The 21,277-nt window shown below is 61.0% G+C and carries 24 protein-coding genes; 14 read left to right on the top strand and 10 right to left on the bottom strand.

Annotation, left to right across the window (positions count from 1 at the left end; all coding sequences use genetic code 11):
* Positions 1-4 precede the first annotated feature (4 nt).
* Positions 5-601: a hypothetical protein gene (locus ACWGS8_RS21875; RefSeq protein ID WP_454582854.1), complete on the top strand. Its 597-nt coding sequence runs from the start codon at positions 5-7 to the stop codon at positions 599-601.
* A 151-nt stretch (positions 602-752) separates the two neighbouring features.
* Here the strand turns inward: ACWGS8_RS21875 and ACWGS8_RS21870 are convergent, their stop codons facing one another.
* On the bottom strand, positions 753-1,001 hold the full coding sequence (locus ACWGS8_RS21870) for a DUF6894 family protein (RefSeq protein ID WP_454582853.1): 249 nt from the start codon (positions 999-1,001) through the stop codon (positions 753-755).
* Positions 1,002-1,185: 184 nt separating this feature from the next.
* Between ACWGS8_RS21870 and ACWGS8_RS21865 the strand changes: the two genes are divergently transcribed.
* Together ACWGS8_RS21865 and ACWGS8_RS21860 are read left to right on the top strand one after the other, a co-directional pair.
* Positions 1,186-1,377: a hypothetical protein gene (locus ACWGS8_RS21865; RefSeq protein WP_454582852.1), complete on the top strand. Its 192-nt coding sequence runs from the start codon at positions 1,186-1,188 to the stop codon at positions 1,375-1,377.
* A gap of 155 nt (positions 1,378-1,532) precedes the next feature.
* Positions 1,533-1,871, top strand: a complete 339-nt coding sequence (locus ACWGS8_RS21860) for a hypothetical protein (RefSeq protein WP_454582851.1) — start codon at positions 1,533-1,535, stop codon at positions 1,869-1,871.
* A 150-nt stretch (positions 1,872-2,021) separates the two neighbouring features.
* On the opposite strand, the gene ACWGS8_RS21855 is transcribed toward ACWGS8_RS21860, so the two are convergent.
* The gene (locus tag ACWGS8_RS21855; protein ID WP_454582850.1) at positions 2,022-2,231 is read right to left on the bottom strand and encodes a hypothetical protein; all 210 of its coding nucleotides are present in this window, start codon (positions 2,229-2,231) and stop codon (positions 2,022-2,024) included.
* A 476-nt stretch (positions 2,232-2,707) separates the two neighbouring features.
* Here ACWGS8_RS21855 and ACWGS8_RS21850 point away from each other — a divergent pair, with 476 nt between their 5' ends.
* Together ACWGS8_RS21850 and ACWGS8_RS21845 are read left to right on the top strand one after the other, a co-directional pair.
* Positions 2,708-2,893, top strand: a complete 186-nt coding sequence (locus ACWGS8_RS21850) for a hypothetical protein (protein WP_454582849.1) — start codon at positions 2,708-2,710, stop codon at positions 2,891-2,893.
* Between the two features lie 184 nt (positions 2,894-3,077).
* A complete protein-coding gene (locus tag ACWGS8_RS21845) occupies positions 3,078-3,746 on the top strand; it encodes a methyltransferase domain-containing protein (protein WP_454582848.1) in 669 nt (222 codons plus the stop codon).
* Positions 3,747-3,766: 20 nt separating this feature from the next.
* On the opposite strand, the gene ACWGS8_RS21840 is transcribed toward ACWGS8_RS21845, so the two are convergent.
* Positions 3,767-4,963: a glycosyltransferase family 4 protein gene (locus ACWGS8_RS21840; protein ID WP_454582847.1), complete on the bottom strand. Its 1,197-nt coding sequence runs from the start codon at positions 4,961-4,963 to the stop codon at positions 3,767-3,769.
* Positions 4,963-5,787 carry an amidohydrolase family protein gene (locus ACWGS8_RS21835; protein ID WP_454582846.1) on the bottom strand — a complete coding sequence of 275 codons (825 nt, stop codon included), beginning with the start codon at positions 5,785-5,787 and terminating at the stop codon, positions 4,963-4,965. The genes ACWGS8_RS21840 and ACWGS8_RS21835 overlap by 1 nt, the downstream gene beginning before the upstream one ends.
* Positions 5,788-5,960: 173 nt before the next feature.
* Here ACWGS8_RS21835 and ACWGS8_RS21830 point away from each other — a divergent pair, with 173 nt between their 5' ends.
* From ACWGS8_RS21830 to ACWGS8_RS21820, 3 genes are read left to right on the top strand one after another with little or no spacing between them, the layout of a single operon-like run.
* Positions 5,961-7,130, top strand: a complete 1,170-nt coding sequence (locus tag ACWGS8_RS21830) for a glycosyltransferase family 1 protein (RefSeq protein ID WP_454582845.1) — start codon at positions 5,961-5,963, stop codon at positions 7,128-7,130.
* Positions 7,123-8,253 carry a UDP-galactopyranose mutase gene (glf, locus tag ACWGS8_RS21825; RefSeq protein WP_454582844.1) on the top strand — a complete coding sequence of 377 codons (1,131 nt, stop codon included), beginning with the start codon at positions 7,123-7,125 and terminating at the stop codon, positions 8,251-8,253. Before ACWGS8_RS21830 ends, glf begins: the two co-directional genes overlap by 8 nt.
* A gap of 2 nt (positions 8,254-8,255) precedes the next feature.
* A complete protein-coding gene (locus ACWGS8_RS21820) occupies positions 8,256-9,887 on the top strand; it encodes a hypothetical protein (protein ID WP_454582843.1) in 1,632 nt (543 codons plus the stop codon).
* On the opposite strand, the gene ACWGS8_RS21815 is transcribed toward ACWGS8_RS21820, so the two are convergent.
* Entirely contained in the window at positions 9,884-10,300 is a 417-nt protein-coding gene (locus ACWGS8_RS21815) for a PAS-domain containing protein (RefSeq protein ID WP_454582842.1), read from the bottom strand. The genes ACWGS8_RS21820 and ACWGS8_RS21815 overlap by 4 nt on opposite strands.
* Positions 10,301-10,620: 320 nt before the next feature.
* Here ACWGS8_RS21815 and ACWGS8_RS21810 point away from each other — a divergent pair, with 320 nt between their 5' ends.
* The 6 genes from ACWGS8_RS21810 to ACWGS8_RS21785 all read left to right on the top strand — a co-directional run bounded on the left by ACWGS8_RS21810 (position 10,621) and on the right by ACWGS8_RS21785 (position 16,781).
* Complete coding sequence (locus tag ACWGS8_RS21810) at positions 10,621-11,370, top strand: winged helix-turn-helix domain-containing protein (RefSeq protein WP_454582841.1); 750 nt, start codon at positions 10,621-10,623, stop codon at positions 11,368-11,370.
* Positions 11,371-11,610: 240 nt separating this feature from the next.
* Positions 11,611-12,492: a GHMP family kinase ATP-binding protein gene (locus ACWGS8_RS21805; RefSeq protein WP_454582840.1), complete on the top strand. Its 882-nt coding sequence runs from the start codon at positions 11,611-11,613 to the stop codon at positions 12,490-12,492.
* A gap of 18 nt (positions 12,493-12,510) precedes the next feature.
* Positions 12,511-13,551 (top strand): cysteine synthase family protein, encoded by a 1,041-nt coding sequence (locus ACWGS8_RS21800; RefSeq protein WP_454582839.1) that lies wholly within the window; start codon positions 12,511-12,513, stop codon positions 13,549-13,551.
* Positions 13,552-13,683: 132 nt separating this feature from the next.
* Positions 13,684-15,381 carry an MFS transporter gene (locus ACWGS8_RS21795; protein ID WP_454582838.1) on the top strand — a complete coding sequence of 566 codons (1,698 nt, stop codon included), beginning with the start codon at positions 13,684-13,686 and terminating at the stop codon, positions 15,379-15,381.
* Between the two features lie 57 nt (positions 15,382-15,438).
* Positions 15,439-16,464 (top strand): MmgE/PrpD family protein, encoded by a 1,026-nt coding sequence (locus tag ACWGS8_RS21790; RefSeq protein ID WP_454582837.1) that lies wholly within the window; start codon positions 15,439-15,441, stop codon positions 16,462-16,464.
* A complete protein-coding gene (locus ACWGS8_RS21785; RefSeq protein ID WP_454582836.1) occupies positions 16,461-16,781 on the top strand; it encodes a hypothetical protein in 321 nt (106 codons plus the stop codon). Before ACWGS8_RS21790 ends, ACWGS8_RS21785 begins: the two co-directional genes overlap by 4 nt.
* A 151-nt stretch (positions 16,782-16,932) precedes the next feature.
* On the opposite strand, the gene ACWGS8_RS21780 is transcribed toward ACWGS8_RS21785, so the two are convergent.
* From ACWGS8_RS21780 to ACWGS8_RS21760, 5 genes are all read right to left on the bottom strand, one after another.
* Positions 16,933-18,093 (bottom strand): pyridoxal-phosphate dependent enzyme, encoded by a 1,161-nt coding sequence (locus ACWGS8_RS21780; protein ID WP_454582835.1) that lies wholly within the window; start codon positions 18,091-18,093, stop codon positions 16,933-16,935.
* Positions 18,086-18,994: a succinylglutamate desuccinylase gene (locus ACWGS8_RS21775; protein ID WP_454582834.1), complete on the bottom strand. Its 909-nt coding sequence runs from the start codon at positions 18,992-18,994 to the stop codon at positions 18,086-18,088. The genes ACWGS8_RS21780 and ACWGS8_RS21775 overlap by 8 nt, the downstream gene beginning before the upstream one ends.
* A gap of 137 nt (positions 18,995-19,131) precedes the next feature.
* A complete protein-coding gene (locus tag ACWGS8_RS21770) occupies positions 19,132-19,914 on the bottom strand; it encodes an amino acid ABC transporter ATP-binding protein (RefSeq protein ID WP_454582833.1) in 783 nt (260 codons plus the stop codon).
* Between the two features lie 10 nt (positions 19,915-19,924).
* Entirely contained in the window at positions 19,925-20,584 is a 660-nt protein-coding gene (locus ACWGS8_RS21765) for an amino acid ABC transporter permease (RefSeq protein WP_454582832.1), read from the bottom strand.
* Positions 20,574-21,233 carry an amino acid ABC transporter permease gene (locus ACWGS8_RS21760; RefSeq protein ID WP_454582831.1) on the bottom strand — a complete coding sequence of 220 codons (660 nt, stop codon included), beginning with the start codon at positions 21,231-21,233 and terminating at the stop codon, positions 20,574-20,576. The genes ACWGS8_RS21765 and ACWGS8_RS21760 overlap by 11 nt, the downstream gene beginning before the upstream one ends.
* Positions 21,234-21,277: the final 44 nt, after the last annotated feature.

Genomic DNA, 21,277 nt, shown 5'->3' with positions numbered 1-21,277 from the left:
GCAAATGAAAACAGTAACAGGACTGTTCGACAATCATGACGATGCCAATGATGCCGTTGGCGAACTCGTGGCCACCGGCGTCCCGCGCGACGACATCAGCATTGTGGCCAGCAACGCGAGCGGCTGGCACAAGGGCGAGGAAACCGAAGCCGGCGAGGACGCGGCCACCGGGGCTGGCGTGGGCGCCGTCATCGGGGGCGCCGGCGGTTTGGCAACCGGCCTCGGTTTAATGGCCATTCCTGGAGTGGGACCTGTCGTTGCAGCTGGGTGGCTGGCTGCCACCGCTGTCGGCGCGGTCGGCGGAGCCGTCGTCGGTGGTGCTGCCGGCGGCATCATCGGCGCCATGACCAACGCTGGCGTCCCCGAAAATGACGCCCATGTCTATGCCGAAGGCGTTCGGCGTGGCGGGACGATGGTCACTGCCAGGGTCCAGGATAATCTTGCGCCAAATGCTGAACGGATCCTCAAGCAGTATAATTCGGTCGACGTCGCTGGCAGACGCAATGAATATGAAGCTGGCGGCTGGACCGGTTTCGACCCGAACGCCGACGTCTATACCGGGGCAGACCTGCAGCGGGATAGACGTGGCCGCGATCTTTGAGGCGCAGCGCAGGGCGGCCAGGGCCACCCTGTTTCCTTTCAGATCCGCTCATCAGCAGCAACTAAATTTTCATGCTTGGGCGCCCGCTCCAAACCGCGCCGCTGGGTGATCTGCCACGGAACCGCGCAACTTGTCTTGACGGTCAATCGGGTCAATGGGTAGCCACAGAAGGATGGCCAGGTGCATTCCTCCATTCGAGTGTGATGGTGAGGTGCAGATAGTGTCGGCCTACTTCATCACAAACGTTGAATTCGAAGGCGCGTTTAGTGCCGTCGGGATGTGATTCTCTCAGGATCGCTGCGAGGGCTCGTAGTCCTGCCTCGCGCGCGTCACGCACGTCGACAAGATCGTTTGGATCAGCGATGTCGGCATCCGGTATGTCGAAGAAATATCTCGCCATTGCCGTCTAATTTGCGGGAATGGAAAAAGTTCACCGTCCGATCGTTTTATCAACGCACGCGCCAGCGCTCTGCAGGCCATCGCTGTAAGGAAAATTGCAAGTGAAATGCCACTTCCTGGCATGTTGGAAGTTGTCATGCTGTCCCGCCGATCGGCCGGATCGCGAAGGGCTGGGAGCTAACGCGATGAATGAGTTTCATCGGAGCGAGGTCGAGCGCATTGACCAAAGGGCAGAAAGCGCCACCGCCGACTTTCTGCGCCGCTCGTCGCTTACCTATCTGGAATGTTGCATTGCGGTGATGCTTACACATCTCGGTCGAGAGGATGTAGCGGCCATCCTCGAACGAGAAGCGAAAGACCTGCGGGAGTTTGGGTGACGAGGCCCGACGGGGCTGCCTCAAGCGATGCCGATCGGCTGTCTCCATCTAGTCATCGCCCTCTCGACGGCCGGAACCTTTGGGATGGTTCGAGATTGAGGTCGGCCAGCACGTCCTCATCGATTTGTGTGCTAACCAAACTCCCACGGTGCCTCATGACGAACAACGTCCCCGAAAACAAAGTTCGACAAGGCCCTCTCGGGCGGCCCGTGCTCGTCGTGCTCATAGCCGCGCTGCTGCTGGCCCTCGTCGCCTGGGGTATTGCCGAAATCTATGGCGAGGTTATCAAAGCGCCTTCGACAGATCAGCAAGTTGGCCAGCCTCCCGCGGCCTCCGGCTCAAACCCGGCCTCGGCAAATCCAGCCCAATCTCAGTCGGACAGTAACAGCCAGCCGATCGACAAAAATCCAAAGGTGGACAAGAATCCGACACCGCAGTCCAGTACAGGCGGTGACCAGCAAGGGGTGCAGCCGTCACAACCGGCTGCGAAATAAAACGTAGGAGAAACTTGGGTCAGGCCCAGCCGTACGCTGGGAAGGGCTGACTGCGTCACGGCATGTGGCTGAGATTGTGGACCCGAGAATGCGCAATGCAGATCAATGTGATCTTTACTGATCTTTATCCAGATCGACCTCGTACGTGTCCTAGTCGATATCGAGAAGGGTTATCAGCCGGCCAGCTTGCCGCTGTATGACAGCTTCCTTGAAAGCCACTGCGGCAGCATCGCATGCCGGCCGGGATGGTCCATAGAGATTGAGAATGACCGTCGCCGACTTCTCGGACAGGCCGTGCTTGGATGCGAATTCATCTACTGGATATTGCCCCGTCCGGTCCTGCGCCCTTCTGCCCTTCATTGCCCGTTCCTCGATTGCCAAGTTGGACCGACGCTCACAAAATTTCGCGCGCGTTAAGGCGAGCGTCAAGTCTGTAGGTGGCGGGCTTGTTGTAGCGGTCGTCGGCTAACGCAACGATCGTCCTCTATTGAACCGCGGACACCGGTGTGCCCGGGCAATCCGACGAGCGGTCTTACAGGTAGAACCCATCAAACAACGCGGTCTGGTCTTGATCTCGACGCGTCGAGGCGAGGGTTTCACCGGCAATGTCATTCACGTAAGGACGTTTCACGGCTCGCAATGTGCTGCAAGACCAGCGGCTTGTCGCACCACCCTGCCGTCTTGAATGACGTCGACTCACGAAGAGGTGCCAATGCGCTGGACCTGCACTGGACCGGAACAGGGGGAAATCGCAGCTAGCGCGGCTTCCACGGGAACAAATCATCTTCCGGCAAATTCGTATCATGCAGCTATATTGCTCATGCGAGGAGGAAATGATGGGATTCTTCAACAAGTATTTCTCGGGTCTCTTGGGCAAAAAAGAACAGCCAGAAACGCGCGGCGGCGACATGCGCAAGGCGACCGGCGCCGGTCCGGCTTTGGCAGCGCACTCCAAGGACGCAAAGACCACAGCCCCCAGCGGTCAAAATGCCATGGCCGCAAGGAAAAAGGCCGGTGGCTGAGCCAGAAGCAATCTGGCTGATCGCGCCGGCGCTGTGCCAACGATCTGCATCTGGTTCGATTGATCCTTCGCGCGCATGACCATGCACGGGTAAGGATAGAAGCAACTAGAAAGCCTTCCAGGAGCGACCTGATGACACCTCGAGCAAGATCTCCGCTGCGCGGCCGCCCCGGGGGTTGAACCACATGCGAGCTATCCCGGCGCCCGGTGCGGTGGACTTTGGGGACCTTGGCGAGGTCGAGCCCCTTAGCCGCAGATTTGGCGGCGATCGCGGCACGCCGCTTGACCGTTACTACATCGAGAGTTTCCTCCAGCGCCATGCAGAGGATATTCAAGGTCGTGTCGCGGAGATCGGCGACAATGTCTACACGCTGCGTTTTGGCCAGGAGCGGGTTGTGACGTCCGACATCATCGACCGGCCACAGAGCGACAATCCTCAGGCCACGATGCGCATCGATCTCCAAAACGTAGATGCTGTGAAGGGCGGGAGTTTCGACTGCATCATCGTGACCCAGACGCTGCACATGATCTACGACGTGCGGGGTGCACTTGCGACGATCCATCGCGCCTTGGCACCAGGAGGCGTGGTGCTGGCCACAATACCAGGCATCACTTCCATCGACGCGCATGACGGGCCAGAAAAATGGTTCTGGGCCATGACCCAGACTGCTGCACGCCGCCTGTTCGAGGAAAGGTTTGGCTCGGCCGCAGTGCAGGTCCAGCAATTCGGCAATGTCCTGGCCGCCACCGCCTTTCTGCAAGGTCTGGCTTTTGAAGAGATCGACCGGCCAAGCCTCGACGTTGTTGATCCCCTCTACCCTGTCATAACCGGGATCAAAGGCACCAAATTCTGATTAGTCGTGCTACCGTGTTTTTAGGGAACGGAGTGGAGGCGGGCCTTGTCGGAACGGGATCCTAGCAATTGCCGGAAGATATGACCCGTCAGGATCGCTGACTGGCGGATGTCGAAGTTGGCTTGAGCCCGTCTAACGCTCGCGTCAGACATCGATTTTAGTCTCCCGGGATTGGACAACAGCGAGATTGCCGCCAGGGCGACCCCCTCCCAGTCGCCGGGATATTCCGACACGATGCCGGGCCATTCGGTGGTTCCTATGAGAATTCCGGTCTCCCCCGTCGAGACGATTTCCGGCACGCCGCCGACGCCAATCGCCACCACCGGGACGCCCGATGCCATGGCCTCGAGAATGGTAAGCGGCATCGCGTCCGCGCGCGAAGTATGCAACAGCAGGTCAAGTGCCGGATAAATCCGATGCGGCTCGCGCGCAAGTCCCACAATATGAATGCGCGACTCCAGGCCCGCGCGTCGAACGGTGGCGGTAAGGTCCTTTTCCATAGAGCCAGTGCCAACCATTGCGAAATGCACCTCGGGCCGCCTTTGCAAAATGAATTCGGCTGCTTTGAGGAACTTGTCAGGGCCTTTTTCCCAGGCCAGCCGGCCGACGAATCCGACCAATATATCGCCAGGGCCGACGTGGATCGTTTGCCGGAACTCCGCGGGGTCGGCCGACATCGGATGATACACCGCAAGGTCGACCCCGTTGGGAACGAGACTTACAAGCTCAGGCGCCAATCCCACCGCTAGTGCTTGCGACCAGGCTTCGCGACACACCACAATGGTGTGGCTCCCGGTTGTGCGCGCCACACTGATTTCCTGCGCATGCAGGCTCATGCCATGCAACGTGGCAACGGTCGGCGTCCCGCTCAATCGGCCGGCCATTGCCGCCACGGTATGCGCGTTCATCAGGTGAGCGTGGAGCAGGTCGACACTGGTTTCGCGCACCAGCGTGCAGATCAGTTCGATTGTCTTCCACGGTGGATCGTCACGCAGCGGCGCAATATAGACGTCTCTGCCTTCGGACCTTACCAATGCGGTATAAGGGCTTTCATAGGGGCACAGGAGCGAAACTTTGAACTCGTCCGATGGCAAGTTCGCGGCCAGATTCCGCACGTAGTTTTCCATGCCGCCGACAATGGCGTTGCCCAAGACTTCGAGGACATGCGTGCGCTCATCAGTATGGCCGCCTGGCAGCACGCGCGGGGTCCGGGCCATCAGTTTCCTCCTTGCAAGGGGCGTAACCGCAGCCAATCCATCGCAGTCCCCGACATGATCGCATTTCGGTCATCGGCTGCGACGTCAAGCTGATCAAGAATTGCTATGACTTCGGCGCGCGCGGCGTAAATATGGGCTCCGCTACACGGCAAGAAGCGGTCGCTGCCGAATTGCAGCGAGCGCGGCCCGATCACATCGATGGCCTTGCGAAAGACCTCGGCGCGGTAGATCGGAGGTGGTCCGAAGGACAGGTCGAAGCGAAACTGGCTCTCGGCTGGGTCTACTCCATTGATCCGATCGATGACACCAACCGCGTTGGCTTCGTCACACCAGGGCCAGCCAAGGTGGGCCAGGGTGACGCGAAGACCAGGATGATCGCGAACCGCCTCGTAGAAGGACGGCCGGCAGAAACGCCCAGATCGGCCATCGATGAAAATTCCGCTATGAAACAAGATGGGAAGGTCAAGCCTGGCAGCGACCGCGTACACGCGATGAGCGCACTCATCATAGGGGTACCATCCGGTCGGAACCATCTTCAGCGCGCGAATACCGGGTAGTGCGGCGGCCTCCTCAAGATCGTCGGCTGATTGCGGATGGAGCGGATTGACAACCGCGAACCCGGCGAGCCGATCCGAGTGGCCTTTGATGAGGTCGGAAAGGTAGCGGTTGCCGGTACGTAATGAGTCTCGGTCATAAAGCGAATAGGGCGGCGTCAGGAACGGCGCCAGCAGGAAGGCGATGTCCACGCCCGCATCGTCAAGCGCATGCAGCACATCCGCCGTTGTCTCGCGGCCCGACGTGTGAAGATGTGCATCGACAATCATTGGGGTCTCCCCGCCGACAACTTGCGGAGACGATGCCCGTTCCAACCATAACGAGAAATCGTGGTCTCCCGGAAGGCCGGCTAAAGAAAGACAAAATTCCGTCGCCGCCATGGAACCCGATCTGCGGACGGAGCTTGATCCACCATAAGCCAACCCTAATGCGGATCGTTTCAATGGATCACACTGTGACCAACCCCTTCCTCGTGCCTTTTGATAACCCCCTTCTGATTTGTTTTTGCCATTTGCGTTGGGACTTTGTCTTTCAACGACCGCAGCATTTGATGACGCGCGCCGCAGCCGATTACACCGTTGTGTTCTTCGAAGAACCGGTGTCCGAGCCGGTCCAGATACCTTTCCTGCGCCGCAAGTCGGTTGCCCCAGGGCTGACAGTTGTGACACCGGTTCTGCCGCTCCATCAATATGGGGTTGAGGTCGACAGAGCCGTGGCCATTCTGCTTGAAAATCTGGTGGCAGGCATCGAGCACGATCAGTTGGTGACCTGGTACTACACCCCGATGGCCTTAAAGTTCACGGCCGCGCTGCAGGAGCATGTATGCATCTACGACTGCATGGACGAACTTTCTGCTTTCAAAAATGCACCTCCCGAACTCGAGCGACTGGAGCAGCAACTCTTCGGCAAGGCCGACGTGGTGTTCACTGGCGGCATGAGCCTTTATGAGGCCAAGCGCGACCGGCATCCCTCCGTTCATGCATTTCCAAGCAGCATCGACGCTGCACACTTTCACCAGGCGCGCCGCCCTCAGGCAGACCCCTCCGACCAGCAGACCATTGCCCATCCGCGCGTGGGGTTTTTCGGCGTCATCGACGAGCGCTTCGACATCGGCCTAGTGGCCCAAACCGCGGCGGCGATGCCTGCAGTCCAGTTCGTCACAATCGGTCCGGTGGTCAAGATCGATCCGGCCACGCTGCCCGCCGGCCCGAACATTCATTGGTTGGGCGCCAAGCGGTATGCCGAATTGCCGGGCTACATGGCCGGTTGGGACGTAGGGTGGATGCCTTTCGCCTTGAACGAGGCCACGCGCTACATCAGTCCGACGAAGACGCCCGAGCTCCTGGCCGGCGGACTGCCCGTGGTGTCGACTGCAATCGTCGATGTGGTGCAAACGTATGGCCGCCGTGGACTTGTCGACATTGCTGATGCAGGCTCGATGCCAGCCACTCTCAGTGCCGCGCTGCTAAAGGGTCGCGATGAAATGGCCAAGGTCGACGCGTTCCTCTCGGGAATGTCCTGGGACGCGACCTGGAGCGCGATGCTCGATTTACTCAAGCCCGCCAAGGTTTTGCGTCTTCCTGGATCCAGGAGGCTAGTCGACCATGTTTGATTGGCTTGTCGTCGGCGCGGGCTTCGCCGGAAGCGTTTTGGCAGAGCGGCTTGCCAGTCAGCGCGGAGAGACAGTGGTGGTTGTCGACCGTCGCGCGCACATCGGCGGCAACGCTTTTGATTGGTACGATGAAGCCGGCATTCTCGTGCATCGCTATGGACCGCACATCTTTCACACCAATGCTGAAGCCATTGTCACCTATCTGTCGCAGTTCACCGCGTGGCGACCTTATGAGCACCGTGTCCTGGCCAAGGTCGACGGTCAGCTTGTGCCCATCCCAATCAACCTCGACACGATCAATCGTCTCTATGGCCTCGACCTCAGCTGCGAGCAAATGGAGCAGTTTCTGGCCGAACGCAGAGAGACCGTGCGAGAAATCCGCACCGCCGAGGATGTGGTCGTTGGCACGGTGGGACGCGAACTCTACGAAAAGTTCTTCCAAGGCTACACGCGAAAACAGTGGGGGGTCGACCCCTCGCAGCTGAGCAAGTCAGTGACAGCCCGCGTGCCGACACGAACCAACCGCGATGACAGATACTTCACCGACGCGTTCCAGAGCATGCCTGCCGGGGGTTACACGCGCATGTTTCAACGCATGCTGGACCATCCCAATATCAAGGTGATGCTGCAAGCGGACTACCGCGAGGTCCGAGAGGCCATCGCCTATCGACGCCTCATCTATACTGGTCCGATCGATGAATTTTTCGACTTCAGGTTGGGGAAATTGCCGTACCGATCTTTGCGTTTTGAGCACGTCACACACGACACGCCACGGTTCCAGCCGGTCGCCGTCGTCAACTACCCGCAGACCAAGGCCTTCACCAGGATCACGGAATACAAGCATATGACGGGACAGCAGCATCCTCAAACCAGCCTGACCTACGAATATCCGACGGATCACGGTGATCCTTACTATCCGGTGCCTACGGCGGAGAATGAAGTGCTTTATAAGCGATATGAGGCACTCGCTGCCCAGCAGGCCGATGCGATTTTCGTCGGGCGGCTGGCAACCTACCGGTACTACAATATGGACCAGGTGATCGGTCAGGCGCTGGCCGCGTTCAATCGCATTCAGAAGATGCGCGCGCCGGAGCTGTCCCTTGCCAAGGGCGCGGCGGGGTAGTCATGGTGGAAGTTTGGGGCGGCATTGAATGCAGTGTGGTTCGTGTCGGTGGCGTGATCCGCAATCAGCTCGCCGAAACCGGTCATTCAAAACGCATCGAGGATTTACACCTCGTCGCTTCCCTCGGTATCAAAACACTTCGATATCCTGCGTTGTGGGAGCAAATCGAGGCGGTGGAGGGTGACGATGACTGGAGCTGGCTCGACGAACGATTTCAACGCATGCGCCAACTCGGCATCACTCCAATTGCAGCCCTTGTTCACCATGGGAGCGGGCCGAGCTGGACGTCTATTCTGGCACCCGATTTTGCGGAACGTCTCGCGGCGTTTGGCGGGCGGCTTGCTCGTCGCCACCCTTGGGTAAAGACGTTCACGCCGATCAACGAACCGATGACAACCGCCCGCCTGAGCGGCCTTTATGGGTTTTGGCATCCGCACCGCGCGGACGAGCCCAGTTGCTTGCGGCTTCTTGTTGCTCAGTGCCGTGCGATAGCCATGACAATGTCGGCTATCCGAAAGGTCATCCCCGATGCCCGCCTTCTGCAGACCGAGGATTTCGGAAAGATTTTTGCGACGCCAAAGCTGGCATACCAGGCTGAGTACGAGAACGACCGGCGATGGTTATCGCTGGATCTGCTTTGTGGGCATGTCGGTCCGCACCATCCGCTTCATGAGCGCCTCCTCGAGGCTGGTGTCGATCCCGCCCACTTGGCAGTGTTGGAGGGCGCGCCCTGCCCTCCGGACCTGATCGGCGTTGACTATTACCTCACTAGCGATCGATTCCTCGATCACCGCCTGGAACGCCACCCTCGAGAACCGGTCGGTGGCAACGGCATCGATCCCTATGTCGACATCGCCGCTGTGCGCGCCGGCGCCCCACGCTGCGAGCTCGGATTTGCCTCGCGGTTGCGGGAGGTGTGGCGCCGCTACGCTCTACCGCTGGCAATCGGAGAGGTGCACAACGCATGCACACGTGAGGAACAGCTGCGCTGGCTCATGGAGGGATGGGAGGCTGCCTTTGAATGCGCGGCTGAGGGTATTGACGTGCTTGCCGTTACCGCTTGGTCGATGTTCGGCGCCGTGGACTGGAATTCCATGATGATGCGCCTGGATGAATACTACGAATGCGGGGTGTTTGATGTGAGGGCAGACCGTCCGCGCAGGACAATCATAGCCGATGCCATTTCGGCCTTGGTGACCAACCAATCGTTCGGCCATCCCGTGCTTGCACAGACCGGCTGGTGGCGTGCGCCGCGCAAGAGGCTGGGAAGATCGCCGACGATCCGACTGCAAGGATTTGACCATCGGCTTTCGATCCTGGGGGAGTGTTGCAGCCGCCGTCGACTTCCAGCCCGGGCTGCACCCAAGCAAGCGGGATCGCCCGATGAATGGGTTCGGCTAAGCATAGGGTACACCGGGGGCGGCTCGCTAGCTCTGTATGCCAATTATTGCCAGGGCACGAGCTTCTCGCTCGCGGTGTCGGATAGTGTGGACTGGGTTGCCGCCTGCAACGCATTCCTCGACCTGGTGATCGACGGACTTACCGGGGCCTATGAGCTGGTATGCGCCGATCGCGACAACCAGTATCGGATCGCCGAACGCCCGGTCGCGTATGCCGCTGCCATCGCGCTTTAGGGCTGATACACCGCAGTGGTTTTGGCCTCCCGACATAACAAGAAGCGGCAGGGGCCACCCGCGCCTCTGAAGCGTCGCCAGGCATTGCAGAAGTCCGGCGACCCCGCGGAGTTCCACGATTTCGTCAAGGTCAGTCCGGGATGCAAAAGCTCGGGCGCGATCCGGTAGATTTCCGCATAGCGACGATTGCACAGAACCAGCTTCTGATCGCCGTCGAAGAAACGGATCCCTTGCGTGATGTTGTCGACTGCCGTCTCGAAACGCAACGCCTGCCCTTCGAGCGCCGCAATCGTGTCGCGCAGCTCGCGCTCGAGGCCCTCATACGAGGCGATCGTCAGCTTCGACAGCGCAGTCAGGCTTGCTGCCTCCGAGCCGCCAAACGTTGTTCCTGAGTGATTTTGTTGATCACGCACAGTACCTCGCCTGATCGCCCGAAACATAACAGAGGACGTCACCGCAGGTCAAAAGCATCCGCACAGTGACTTATAAGTAAGTGGCAGGTGAACTTGCGCTGGTTCCCTTGGCTGGGGAAGCGGTGAACTGGAAACTCTTATAATTGCGTCATTTGACTTAAGAGACCGGTAACCAATCCAGGAGCGTGTCCAACGCGGGCTTCTTTCGTTGCTGGAGCACGCCCTGTCTCGCAGCCTCAGCCTATCTGAAACAGACCCAGCCCGCTGGCAAAACCGGCGTCGCGTACGAAAATCCTCCATGATATGCCATAAGACGGTCGATGGCTGAGCGCATGCAAAACCCGAAAACCGAAATCCGCGCTGTGAAGCGCCCTGTCGCCTTCTATTCGCAGGACGCCCAGTTCTACCTGATGTTTGCCCACATCCTGCAAGTCGAAGGGCTCGCCACGCTACTGGTCACCAGCATCGAGGAAGCGCTCGCAATCGCCGCGCAACAGCCGCTTGGCGCGATCGTGCTGGACTGCCGCATGGAAACCCAGCTGGCCTCCCACGTCGCGCGCCTGAAACAAGATCCCCTGACACGGACGCTTCCCTGCATTGCTCTAGTGTCGCCCGGAGCGCAGACACAGCACATTGCGCTCCTCAAGTCGGGCGTCGACGAATATCTCGCCACGCCCTTTGCGCCAGCCAAGTTGGTCGACTTTCTCCGATCCAGCCTCGGACTCGGCCTGGATCGGCGCGCGCGGGACCGATCCGCGCATACAAGGTCCTTCACATTCGGCGACGTCGAACTGGATCCTGAGACCTGCCTGGCGCATTGTGGCGGCAAGGCGCTCTCGGTCGGGCCGATCGAATTCCGCCTCCTGCGACATCTTTTGGAGCATCCCGAAAGGGTAATTGGCCGGGAAGAGTTCATTGCCGCAGCTTGGCCGGGCAAATCCCGTGTCAGCGCCCGCACGGTCGATGTTCACATCAGCCAACTGCGCAAACTCCTCAAACGTCACTCTCGCAAAACCGCGATTCGCACCGTCAGGCTTGCCGGATATTCGCTGCACCAGAAAGCCCGTTGACAGTGCGCTGCAAGGTGCGGGAAGGACGCAATTTCCGAACGTGCTGTTTAAGCAGTTTCTTAATATTAAAGTGTCGATGCACTTGTTAAATCGCTTGTGAAATATAATACAGATCCCGGCAAGAGAAAATATATATGCCGATAAGACAGTACAAAAATTCACGAAGTTCTTGTTGCGGCAAGTAGCGTTCCCTGACAACCTCGCGGTGCATGGAAATGATACATCGTTGGAGGAGTGGCAATGCCTGCAGCAACGGGGCATGCTCAAGCCATGGGCCATCATGGCGAGTTGGTCCAGGGTCTGTTCGAAGACACTGGCGGGTTTCTGAAGCGCGCCTTGGTGTCGCTGCCTTGTCCGGAGCTAAGGGCCAAAGCCTCTTTCCAGCCTGACGACAGCAACCGCATTATCACTCTTCAGCCAGACAGGCACAAAGCGCTGCGTGCGGCCGAGCTCACCGTCGCGGCCTTCGGCCCGCAGGGCATGGGCGGCGCCCTGTCGCTGGAAAGCAATATACCGATCGGCCGCGGCATGGGATCGTCCACCGCCGATGTGCTCGCCAGCATTTTGGCCGTCGCTGACTGCTTGCAGATCACGGTTTGCGCCGAGCAGGTGATGCACATCGCGGTGTGTGCCGAGACGGCCTGCGATTCCACCTTGTTTCAACAGCAGGCTGTTCTTTTCGCGCATCGCGAGGGCCTGGTGGTGGAATCCTTCCGAAAAGCCCTGCCGGCAATGGAAGTCATCAGCATCGATACGACGCCCGGTGCGACCGTCGACACGCTTGAATTCGAACCGGCCCGTTACGCTACGGCCGAAATCGAGGCATTCCGGCCCATTCGCAGCCTGTTGCGGGCGGCCATCAACGCGGCCGACGCAAGAATGCTCGGCAGGGCCGCGACGGCCAGCGCGCATATCAACGAGCGCTTTCTTCCCAAGCCACGCCTGGACGAAATCGAAGCCATCGGCGCCCGCTCCGGAGCTGTCGGCGTGCAGGTCGCGCATAGCGGGACCGTGGTCGGACTGATGTTCGACAAGCGCGATGCCCATGCTCCACGCAACATCGGCCAGGCGCTCGAGATGCTCAGGCGTTCGGCATTCGAACCGACCATCTTTCACAACTGACTGCCGGACCACAGAGCCATGTCCAAGAACCAGCAGATGCGCAAGCTCGAGGATTTCGAGAACCCCCGGATCGTGCCGCTGCACGGGACCTTGTTTGCCGCGAGTTTCTTCCTGATGAAGCTCCTGCCGGCGCGCTTCATGTTGGAGCGCGCCACCGAGCGGGGTGACCTCAAACCGGGCGCCACCATTTGCGAGTCCTCGTCCGGAACCTTCGGGCTGGCCCTGGCGATGCTTGCGGTCCAGCAACACCATCCGCTTCTTCTGGTCAGCGACTGGGCCCTTGATCGTCATCTCCAACGCCGGCTGACCGAACTTGGCGCGCGGGTCTCGATCGTGGAAGTGCCGGCCGCCTCGGGAGGCCTTCAACGTGCCAGGCTTGAACGCCTGTCCGCTTACCTTGACGACTTGCCAGGCAGCTATTGGCCCTGCCAGTACGACAATCCCGACAATCCGCTCTCCTACGGCAAGGTCGCCGCGCTTCTGATCGACCGTGTGGGGCCGGTCGACTGTCTGGTAGGCCCCGTTGGCTCGGGCGGTTCCATGTGCGGGATCGCCAGAAATCTGCGCGCCCTTTTTCCGGAATTGCACACGGTCGGCGTGGACACGCCAAACAGCGTCCTCTTTGGCCAGCCGAGCGGCAGGATCAATCTCAGCGGCCTCGGCGGAAACATCCTGCCGGCCAATGTCGACCATACGCAATTCGATGAGATTCATTGGCTCACACCGGCCGAAGCCTATGAGGCGACCCACGATCTGCATCGCAGGCATGGCCTCTTCATGGGACCAACGAGCGGCGCCGCCTTCAGGGCGGCGGGCTGGTGGGCAGACCGCAATCCGGGAAAAACGGTGATAGCGTTGATGCCGGACGAAGGACACCGGTACGTCGACACCGTCTACGACCCGCAATGGCTCGCTTCGATCCCTGGCTGGCCGAACTCGGTCCGAGACGCCCCGGTAACCGTCTCGACGCCGGCGGACCCCATGCCCGGCTGGTCGCGCTTTGAGTGGAACCGCAGGACCCTTAAAGCCGTGCTGGGGCCGGGCAATGCCTCGATCTGAGCCGCAGCACCCGAAGCCAAAGTGCCGGGGCTCTGCCCGCTCACGCTGGCAAGCCGGCCGCTCCCTGCCGATGAGCCTCGTCGGGTGAGCGGGGCAGCAAAGAGCAGTCAGACAGCCGACCGGCAACGTTCCGTGCTTTACGCGATGCTGTTCTTTATGCAGTGCGCCCGCAGCATGTTCATCGTCCTGATCTCCTGGTTCACGCTCCAGATAACCGGGACAACCAAGGCGGTTGGCGAGGTTCTGATCTGCTGGCAGGTCGTGGCTTTCGCGGTCGGACTGTTGATGGGACCGCACCTCGACCTCTGGCCGCGCCGCCGCGTGTTTGCCGTGGGCGAGACAACGCACGCGCTTGCCATGACGCTTCTGGGTCTTGCGGCGCAGATCCTGGTCGCAGAGCGCGTTCCGCTCCTCGTTCTCTACGCCTGTGCCTGCATGGCCTCGCTCGGATCCCTGCTTTCCTATCCGACCAGCCAAGCCCTGATCCAGCATGTCGGCGGAAGCCTACTGACCAGGACAGTTGGCCTTGGCATCTTATGCGCGCAGCTGGGCAATATAGCGGGTGCTGCCCTGGCGGGACTATGCCTGGCGCTCGCGGGCATTGCGAGCGGGTTCCTGCTTTGCGCGACGTCCTCCTTGATCGCCGTGCTGTTCAGCCTGATCCTGGCGGTCGATGACAGGGGTCTCGCACGCATGCGCCCCAGCCGCCATTCCACCGCCATTCTCGAGGGCCTCGCGCTTCTCGTCAGAAACCGCAGGCTCAGCTTTGCCGCCTTTGCTGTCGTGCTTGCCTACGCGTCCGCCCACGCCTCCAATGCGCTGCTTGCCGGTTTCGCGCGCTACGATCTGAAGCTGCCAGCCAACCTCTATGGCTGGCTCGCCGCCATGTATTCGGGCGGAGGCCTACTCGGAAGTTTGGCTCTCTCGGGCCGGTTCAGCAAAGTCGAAGCGAAGTCCTTCATTCCCGCTGGCCTGATCCTCCTGTCGCTTGCAACGGCAATGCTTTCCACCGCCCAATCACTGGCCAGTGCCATGGTGTGGCAGGGGCTCATCGGCTTGTCATTCATGATGGTGCGCGTTGCGGGCGATGTCATGGTGCTGCGCAGCCTTCCCAATCGGCTGGTGGGGCGGGTGCGCAGCAATATCGAGGCGGGGATAGGCTTGGTCGCGATCATCATCTACCTGGTCGCAAGCCTCAGCGACATGGCGCCGAGACGGACCTTCCTCGCCCTCGCATGGCTGTTTGCCCTGGCGACCTGCGCCATATTGCGGATGCGCAGACGCACCGCCAGAGCCGTATGCCAAGCTCACGCCTCGCAGGCTGGCGCGAAAGAAGGCTGCGCTGCGCTGATGCTGAGACTGCGTCCCGTTCTCCCGTCGGACAGAGCCGCGATCAAAGCGGTCACCCTGGAGCCCGGCCAGGAGCAATTTGCTGGCTCGGTCGACGCGGTGTTCGATGAACTGCAAAAGAGCGCATTTCCAGGCGACGAACATCCGTTTGCAATCGTTGCGGCCGAGGAGGTGACCGTTGGCTTCTTCGTGCTTCGCGAGAGGGCAAGCCTTCCCGGCTGGGCGCCTGCCGGCGTCGTCACCCTCCACAGCTTGCGGATTGCGCGAATGTACCAGGGGCGGGGGTACGGGCGTTTGTCCGCGGAGCTGGCAATTGCCTGGATCCGCCAGAACCGGCCCTGGATAGATCGTTTGATGCTGGCCGTGAACGCACGCAACCGGCAGGCCATGGCCGCCTATCTTCGCTGCGGATTCATCGACACCGGGATCAAGGTTGCCGGGCCGATCGGCGAACAGCTTGTCCTGGAGATCGCCATCTAAGCGCCTTCCCTTTTCCTGCCTCAAGGTATACTAGGTATATCAGCGAGGGAGATCGTCATGGCTTTTGTAATAGAGCGGCTGGCCGCCTTCGTTGGGGCGGCCCGCAAAGAACATCTGAGCGCCGAGGTCATGGCGAAGGCGCAACGCGCCGTTCTCGACACGCTCGCGTCGTTGGTGGCGGGCGTTACGACGGAAAACGCAAGGCTTTCCAGCCGCTCGGCCCTTTCATGCTTCGGTGCAGGTTCGGAACCCGTCTGGTTTACCGGTGAGCGGCTTCATCCCCTGGGAGCCTTGTTCGCCAATTGCGCCGCCGCCAGCTCCCTCGACATCGACGACGGCCATTGTCGCGCTGCCGGCCACCCCGGGGCGGCCATCGTGCCTGCGGCACTCGCCGAAGCGGGCCGGCTTGGCCGCTGTGGAGGCGATGCCCTGACTGCGATCGCTATTGGCTATGACGTTGCGCTGCGGATCGCCGCGGCACGGCGCTTCACCGACACGATGAGCTTTGCCAGCGGTCAGTGGACAGGCTTCGGCGTAGCGGCGGCCGTCAGCTGGCTTCGAGGGCTGCCCGCGGACCGGATCGCCCACGCAATGGCCATCGCCGCGGCCGAGGCACCGCAGAACCTGCCTCAGGGCGACTGCAAGGCCAGTTCCGTCAAGGGCAGCAGCCCCTGGTCGACGGTTGCGGCGATGTTTGCCACGCAAAGGGCCGGGCATGGCATGACCGGTTCGCTCGACATGCTCGATCGCGAACATGTCTACAATGTCGAGGCCATCGTCGACGAGCTCGGCGGCCGATGGCTGATCACGGAGACCTATCTGAAACCATATGCGGCCTGTCGATACACCCACCCAGTCATCGACGCCGTGCTTCAGCTCGTCGCCAGCCAGACTGACGAGGAGCCCATCGAAGGAATTTCCATCGACATCTTCCCCGAAGCGCGCAAGCTTCCCAACGAGACGGCGCCGAAGTCGCTCGAAGGAGCACAATTCTCGGTACCCTTCGTCGCCGCGCTCGCGGCGCTCAGGGGGCGGAAGCGTTTCGCCCGTTGCGTCCGCAGTCGCTTGTCGACCAGGCCGTGATTGCGCTCGCCGACAAGGTCGAAATCCGCTACCCGGAAGATCTCGCCGGCTATTTTCCAGGCAGCACGCCGGCACGTGTGAGAATGGTCTGGGGCCGGCGCGCGCTTACAGCCAACGTCCCCCGGCCGCTCGGCGATGCCAGCAACCCGATGAGCCTGTCGGCTGTCGAGCAAAAGCTCCACGATCTGGCGCGAGGCATTCTTTCGCCGGACCAGTGTCGGACCCTCATCGATTCGATCGCCGCGCTCGGCCAAGGAGAGCTTATGCCGCTGCTTGTCTGCCTGCAATCCGCGGGCGTCGCCTCGGGCAGCGAGTAGTCCCCTCGCCAGTCCGTCAATTCCACGACGGCAACAATGTGAACGATTGCCAAGGGGGCTGAGGCATCGATGCCGTGCGCAGTGATGTGCGATGTCTTCACCGGGTCCTGACCAACGATCGCACAAGCCTCGCCTGATGGCGTTGGCAAGTTCAGCCCACCGCGGGGATGGGATGCGCGTAGTGGCTATGTTCCGACAGCCCGTTCGACGTGCCTATGATAACGACCGTCGCATCCGGCGCCACCACCCCCTTGGACAGCAGCCTGCGCAAACCCGTGAGAGCGGCCGCGCTCGAAAGCTCCAGATAGAGCCCGCACCGCGCCAGGCGCCGCTGGTCATCACGCGCTCCGCCCTCGTCGGCGACGACTGCCGTGCCCCCGCATGACGAGAGTGCATCCATCGCCTGGTAGGCGACTGTCGATCCGCCGATCGAAGTCAAGCTGGTCTCGCCCGGGAAGGTTCCGCAATAGTCCGCTCCGCACAGGACCTTCGACAACCTGGCAAAGGGCTCGACGGCGTGGACGCGTGGCGGCTTGTCCAGAAGGCCCGCGCGCTGCAAGTCCGTGCAGCCGCGCGCTATCCCCCACAAAAGATCGCCTCGTGAGGTCGGCACCAGCACATCGGTGCAGTCGGCTCCAAGCTCGCGCAATATTTCGAGGGCAACCGATCTGTAGCCATCCACCCCGAAGGGATTGCTTCCGACAGCCGGCAAGCTGAAGTTGGTGGCGGGGTACCATTCGCCGGTCTTCACATGGTCGGCCACGACCTGCCATCGCTGCAGGGGTGTTTGTGCGGCCAGTAGCGTTGCTCCATGCATCTCAATCGCGCGACGCCAGTTCGGGTTCATGTCGGGCGTGGTGATGATCACGCAGCCCAAGCCGACACGAGCCGCGTAGGCTGCAAGCGAAACGCCGGCGTTGCCACTCGAAGCTGCCGCCACAACGGTGGCGTTCACCGCCAACGCCCTTTGTACGACGAACCGGCTCATCCTGTCTTTGTGGGATCCAGTCGGGTTCGCCCCTTCGTTCTTCACGAGAAGGCGGCGAACGCCCGTCTCGCAGGCCAGCCTTTCCATGGCGACAAGGGGCGTGCCCCCCTCCCCCATCGTGGGATGAGCCGGGTACACCTGCCAGTCCGCGATGCGCTCAGTCGTTCTGGGGAGGTTATATTCGATAGCCACGCTGGAGGGCATGCGCTGTGCGTGACACGATGGACAGCCTTCATGATAATCGGCAATCGCAAGCATGGCCTTGCAGCGCAGGCAACGCATACCGATCGCGCGTGGGTTGATGCCTTTATCCGTTTCAGGCATGCCCGGCTCGGCCGGGCGCAAGGTCCCTCATCAGCTTGAAGAGACAGTCACCACGCCGCGTCAATGAGGGCACCCTGCGACAGGCAACGAGGCCTGACGATCCGAACAACAGCGTTTGCGGTTCGCGCGTCGGCAGGTCCGGAAAGTGGATCCGGCAAGCGATTTGGCCTTTTGCCACCTCCTCGCCAACCTCGGCGGCCGGTTCGAACACGCCTCTTTCGTGAGCATAGACGAAAGCGTCATGACCGCTGACTGTCATCAGGCGCGTGGGCGATGCTGTCTCCACGTCGATGTCGCTCATGATCCGCAGATCCTTCAACAGGCGTCGCAGGCCCGAAGCGGCAAGCGAGAGACCGTCGAGCGACAGCGTCGCCCCTCCCCCAAGCTCGGTTGTCAGCACAAGCGCGCCTTTCGCCTCCGCGGCGGCCGCAAGGGTTGTCATTCCCCCGCCACCCGTCCCGTCGCTGATGAAGCTGATCGGCGCGCCGAACACCCGCAACAGATGGATCAGCCTTGCATGTTCCACGGCGTCTCGCCCTGGCCGCACCAAAGCGCTGACGACATAGTCCAGGGAGCGCCCGCCCGAATGCAGGTCCACCACGAGATCGGCCATCGGGATGAGCTCCTGGCAGACATAATCGGCGATCATCTCGGTTGGCGAGCCCAAGGGGTCGCCCGGAAACATGCGGTTGAGGTTGCCGTCGTCCAGCGGTGAGACCCTTTGGCCCGCCTCAACGGCAGGGTAATTCAGTGCCGGGATGATGATCAGCCGGCCTGAGATCTGATCCGCCCGTATTTCTCGAGCCAGGTTGGAAAGCGCTATCTGGCCTTCATATTCGTCACCGTGGTTGCCCGCGACGAGCAACGCCGTCGGGCCCGCGCCATTCTTGATGCAGACCACGGGTATCGGGATCCACCCATATGCCGAAAGGTCGGTTGAATGCGGCAGCCTTAGGCAATCCGACTGTTTTCCGTCCGCAGTGAAATCGACAGGGGTCCAGATACGCGTCTTGACACCTGGGGTGGCATGCTGGCCTATCATTGCAGCACCTTTGCCAGAAACTGCCGGGTCCGTTCCTGTTTCGGCGCCGCAAAGAAGACATCAGGCGGCGAGACCTCCACGATCCTGCCTTCGTCCATGAGCACGACTTCGTCGGCTATCGCTCGAGCGAAGCCGGGTTCATGTGTAACGCATACCATCGTCATTCCTCCCTTCGCCAGATCGGTCATTACGTCCAAAACCTCCTTGACCATCTCTGGATCGAGAGCGGACGTCGGTTCGTCGAACAGCATGATGCGGGGCTCAAGGCACAATGCGCGGGCGATCGCCACCCGCTGCTGCTGGCCGCCGGAGAGTTGAGCGGGAAATTTGTGCGCCTGCTCGCGGACCTTCACCTTGTCCAAGTGGTGCAGGGCGATTTCGCGCGCCGTCGGCGCCGGTTGCTTCAGGACCCGCCTGAGGGCCAGGGTGCAGTTGCCCAGAACCGTGAGATGCGGGAACAAATTGAACTGCTGGAAGACCATGCCGGCAAATGGCCGCCCACGCGACGCATCTTGCCGCAGCCCATCGAGCCGTTTTCCAAAGACACGGATGGTCCCGCCCTGAAAACCCTCGAGCTGGCCCACGCATCGCACGAGCGTCGATTTGCCCGAACCCGACGGGCCACACAGCACGACCCGCTGGCCGGCCGCCACCCTGAGCTCGATGTTCTTCAATGCGTGGAACTTGCCATACCATTTGTCGAGACCTGCGATCTCGATGGCTTTGGATTGCTTGTTTCCGTCGCAGGTTGCGATTTCGCTGATTGGTGCTTTTGACATCGTTGTTGCCTCAGCGACGGGAGGGGTGGGCCAGCTTACGCTCCAACAGGCGCACCAGTCGCGCGGCTGCCAGGGCGAGCAGCAGGAGCAGGACGCCGGCCACAACGAGCGGTTCGGCATAGCGATAGGTGTCGGAAGCGATATCGAAGGCACGGCCGAGCATTTCGGGCACGGCGATGGTGGCAAGATAGGGCGTGGCCTTCAGGATGGAGATGAAATAGTTGCCGATGGGCGCTGCCACGTTGCGCAGCATCTGCGGAAAGAGCACGAACGCCATCGTGTCGATGCGGCTCAGCCCAAGTGTTTTCGCCGCCTCCGATTGGCCCTGCGGGATCGCGTCGATACCGGCTTTGAAGACCTCCGCCAAATAGCCGCTGAAGTAAATGCTCAGGCCGACAATGCCGACGGCCATCGGCGGCAGCACAATGTCGAAGCGGGGAAGCACGAAGTAGAGGAAGTAGAGCCAGGCAAGGGCCGGCGTGGAGCGGACGAAATCGATGATGAACCGGGCCGCGTAACCGGTTGACCCCCCTGACCGGCGTGCCATCTCCAAACCGAAGCCCAGGACGCAGGACCCCAGACAGCTCGTCAAGGTGACCTCGACCGTCGTTGCGACGACGCCGACAATAGCCGGGATGCAAGACAGGGCCATGAGGGGGTCAAAATTCACCGGACAGGCTCCTTGCGCCGCCTGTATGACGCTCCAGCCATCGGCCAAAAATCGTGATCGGGTAACAGACCACGAAATAGGCGAGCAGAAGCGCGCTGTAGACGCCGACCGGATTGTATTCGATCTCAGCCAGCTGCTTCGCCTGGAACGTCATATCCGACAGGGTCACAAGCGAGACCAGCGCTGTGCCCTTGATCAGCTGGATGAGCTCGTTCACGAAGGTGGGCGCCATGACCCGCAGCGCCTGCGGCAGCTCGACCAGAAGCATGCTGTGCTGGCGCCGCAGGCCGAGCGCAGACGCGGCCTCCAGCTGGCCCTTGTCCAGCGACTGCAGTCCTGCGCGGATGGCCTGGCTGCCATAGGCTCCGGTGTTGAGCCCAAGAACAAGCGAGCTCACCGCTGTCGCGGACAGCCGTATCCCGAAGACAGGCAGTGCATAGTAGAAGACGAAAAGCAGGATGATCACGGCGGAGCTCCGCCAGAATTCAATGACCGCCGTGATCATGGTGCGTGCGGCGCCCGAGGTGAGATGCTGCGTGACACCGAAGACGAGAGCGAAGGGGATCGCAAACAGCAACCCGTATGCCGTGACCGTCGCCGTTACCTGCAGGCCGCCAAGAACACCAAGGAACAGTTGCCCGAAACTCACTGGATACGTCCTAGCCTTGATATCGGCGACGCTGACAGACCGGC

Source organism: Mesorhizobium sp. 43Arga (genome assembly GCF_053714255.1).
This window is presented reverse-complemented; position numbering and strand designations above follow the sequence as displayed.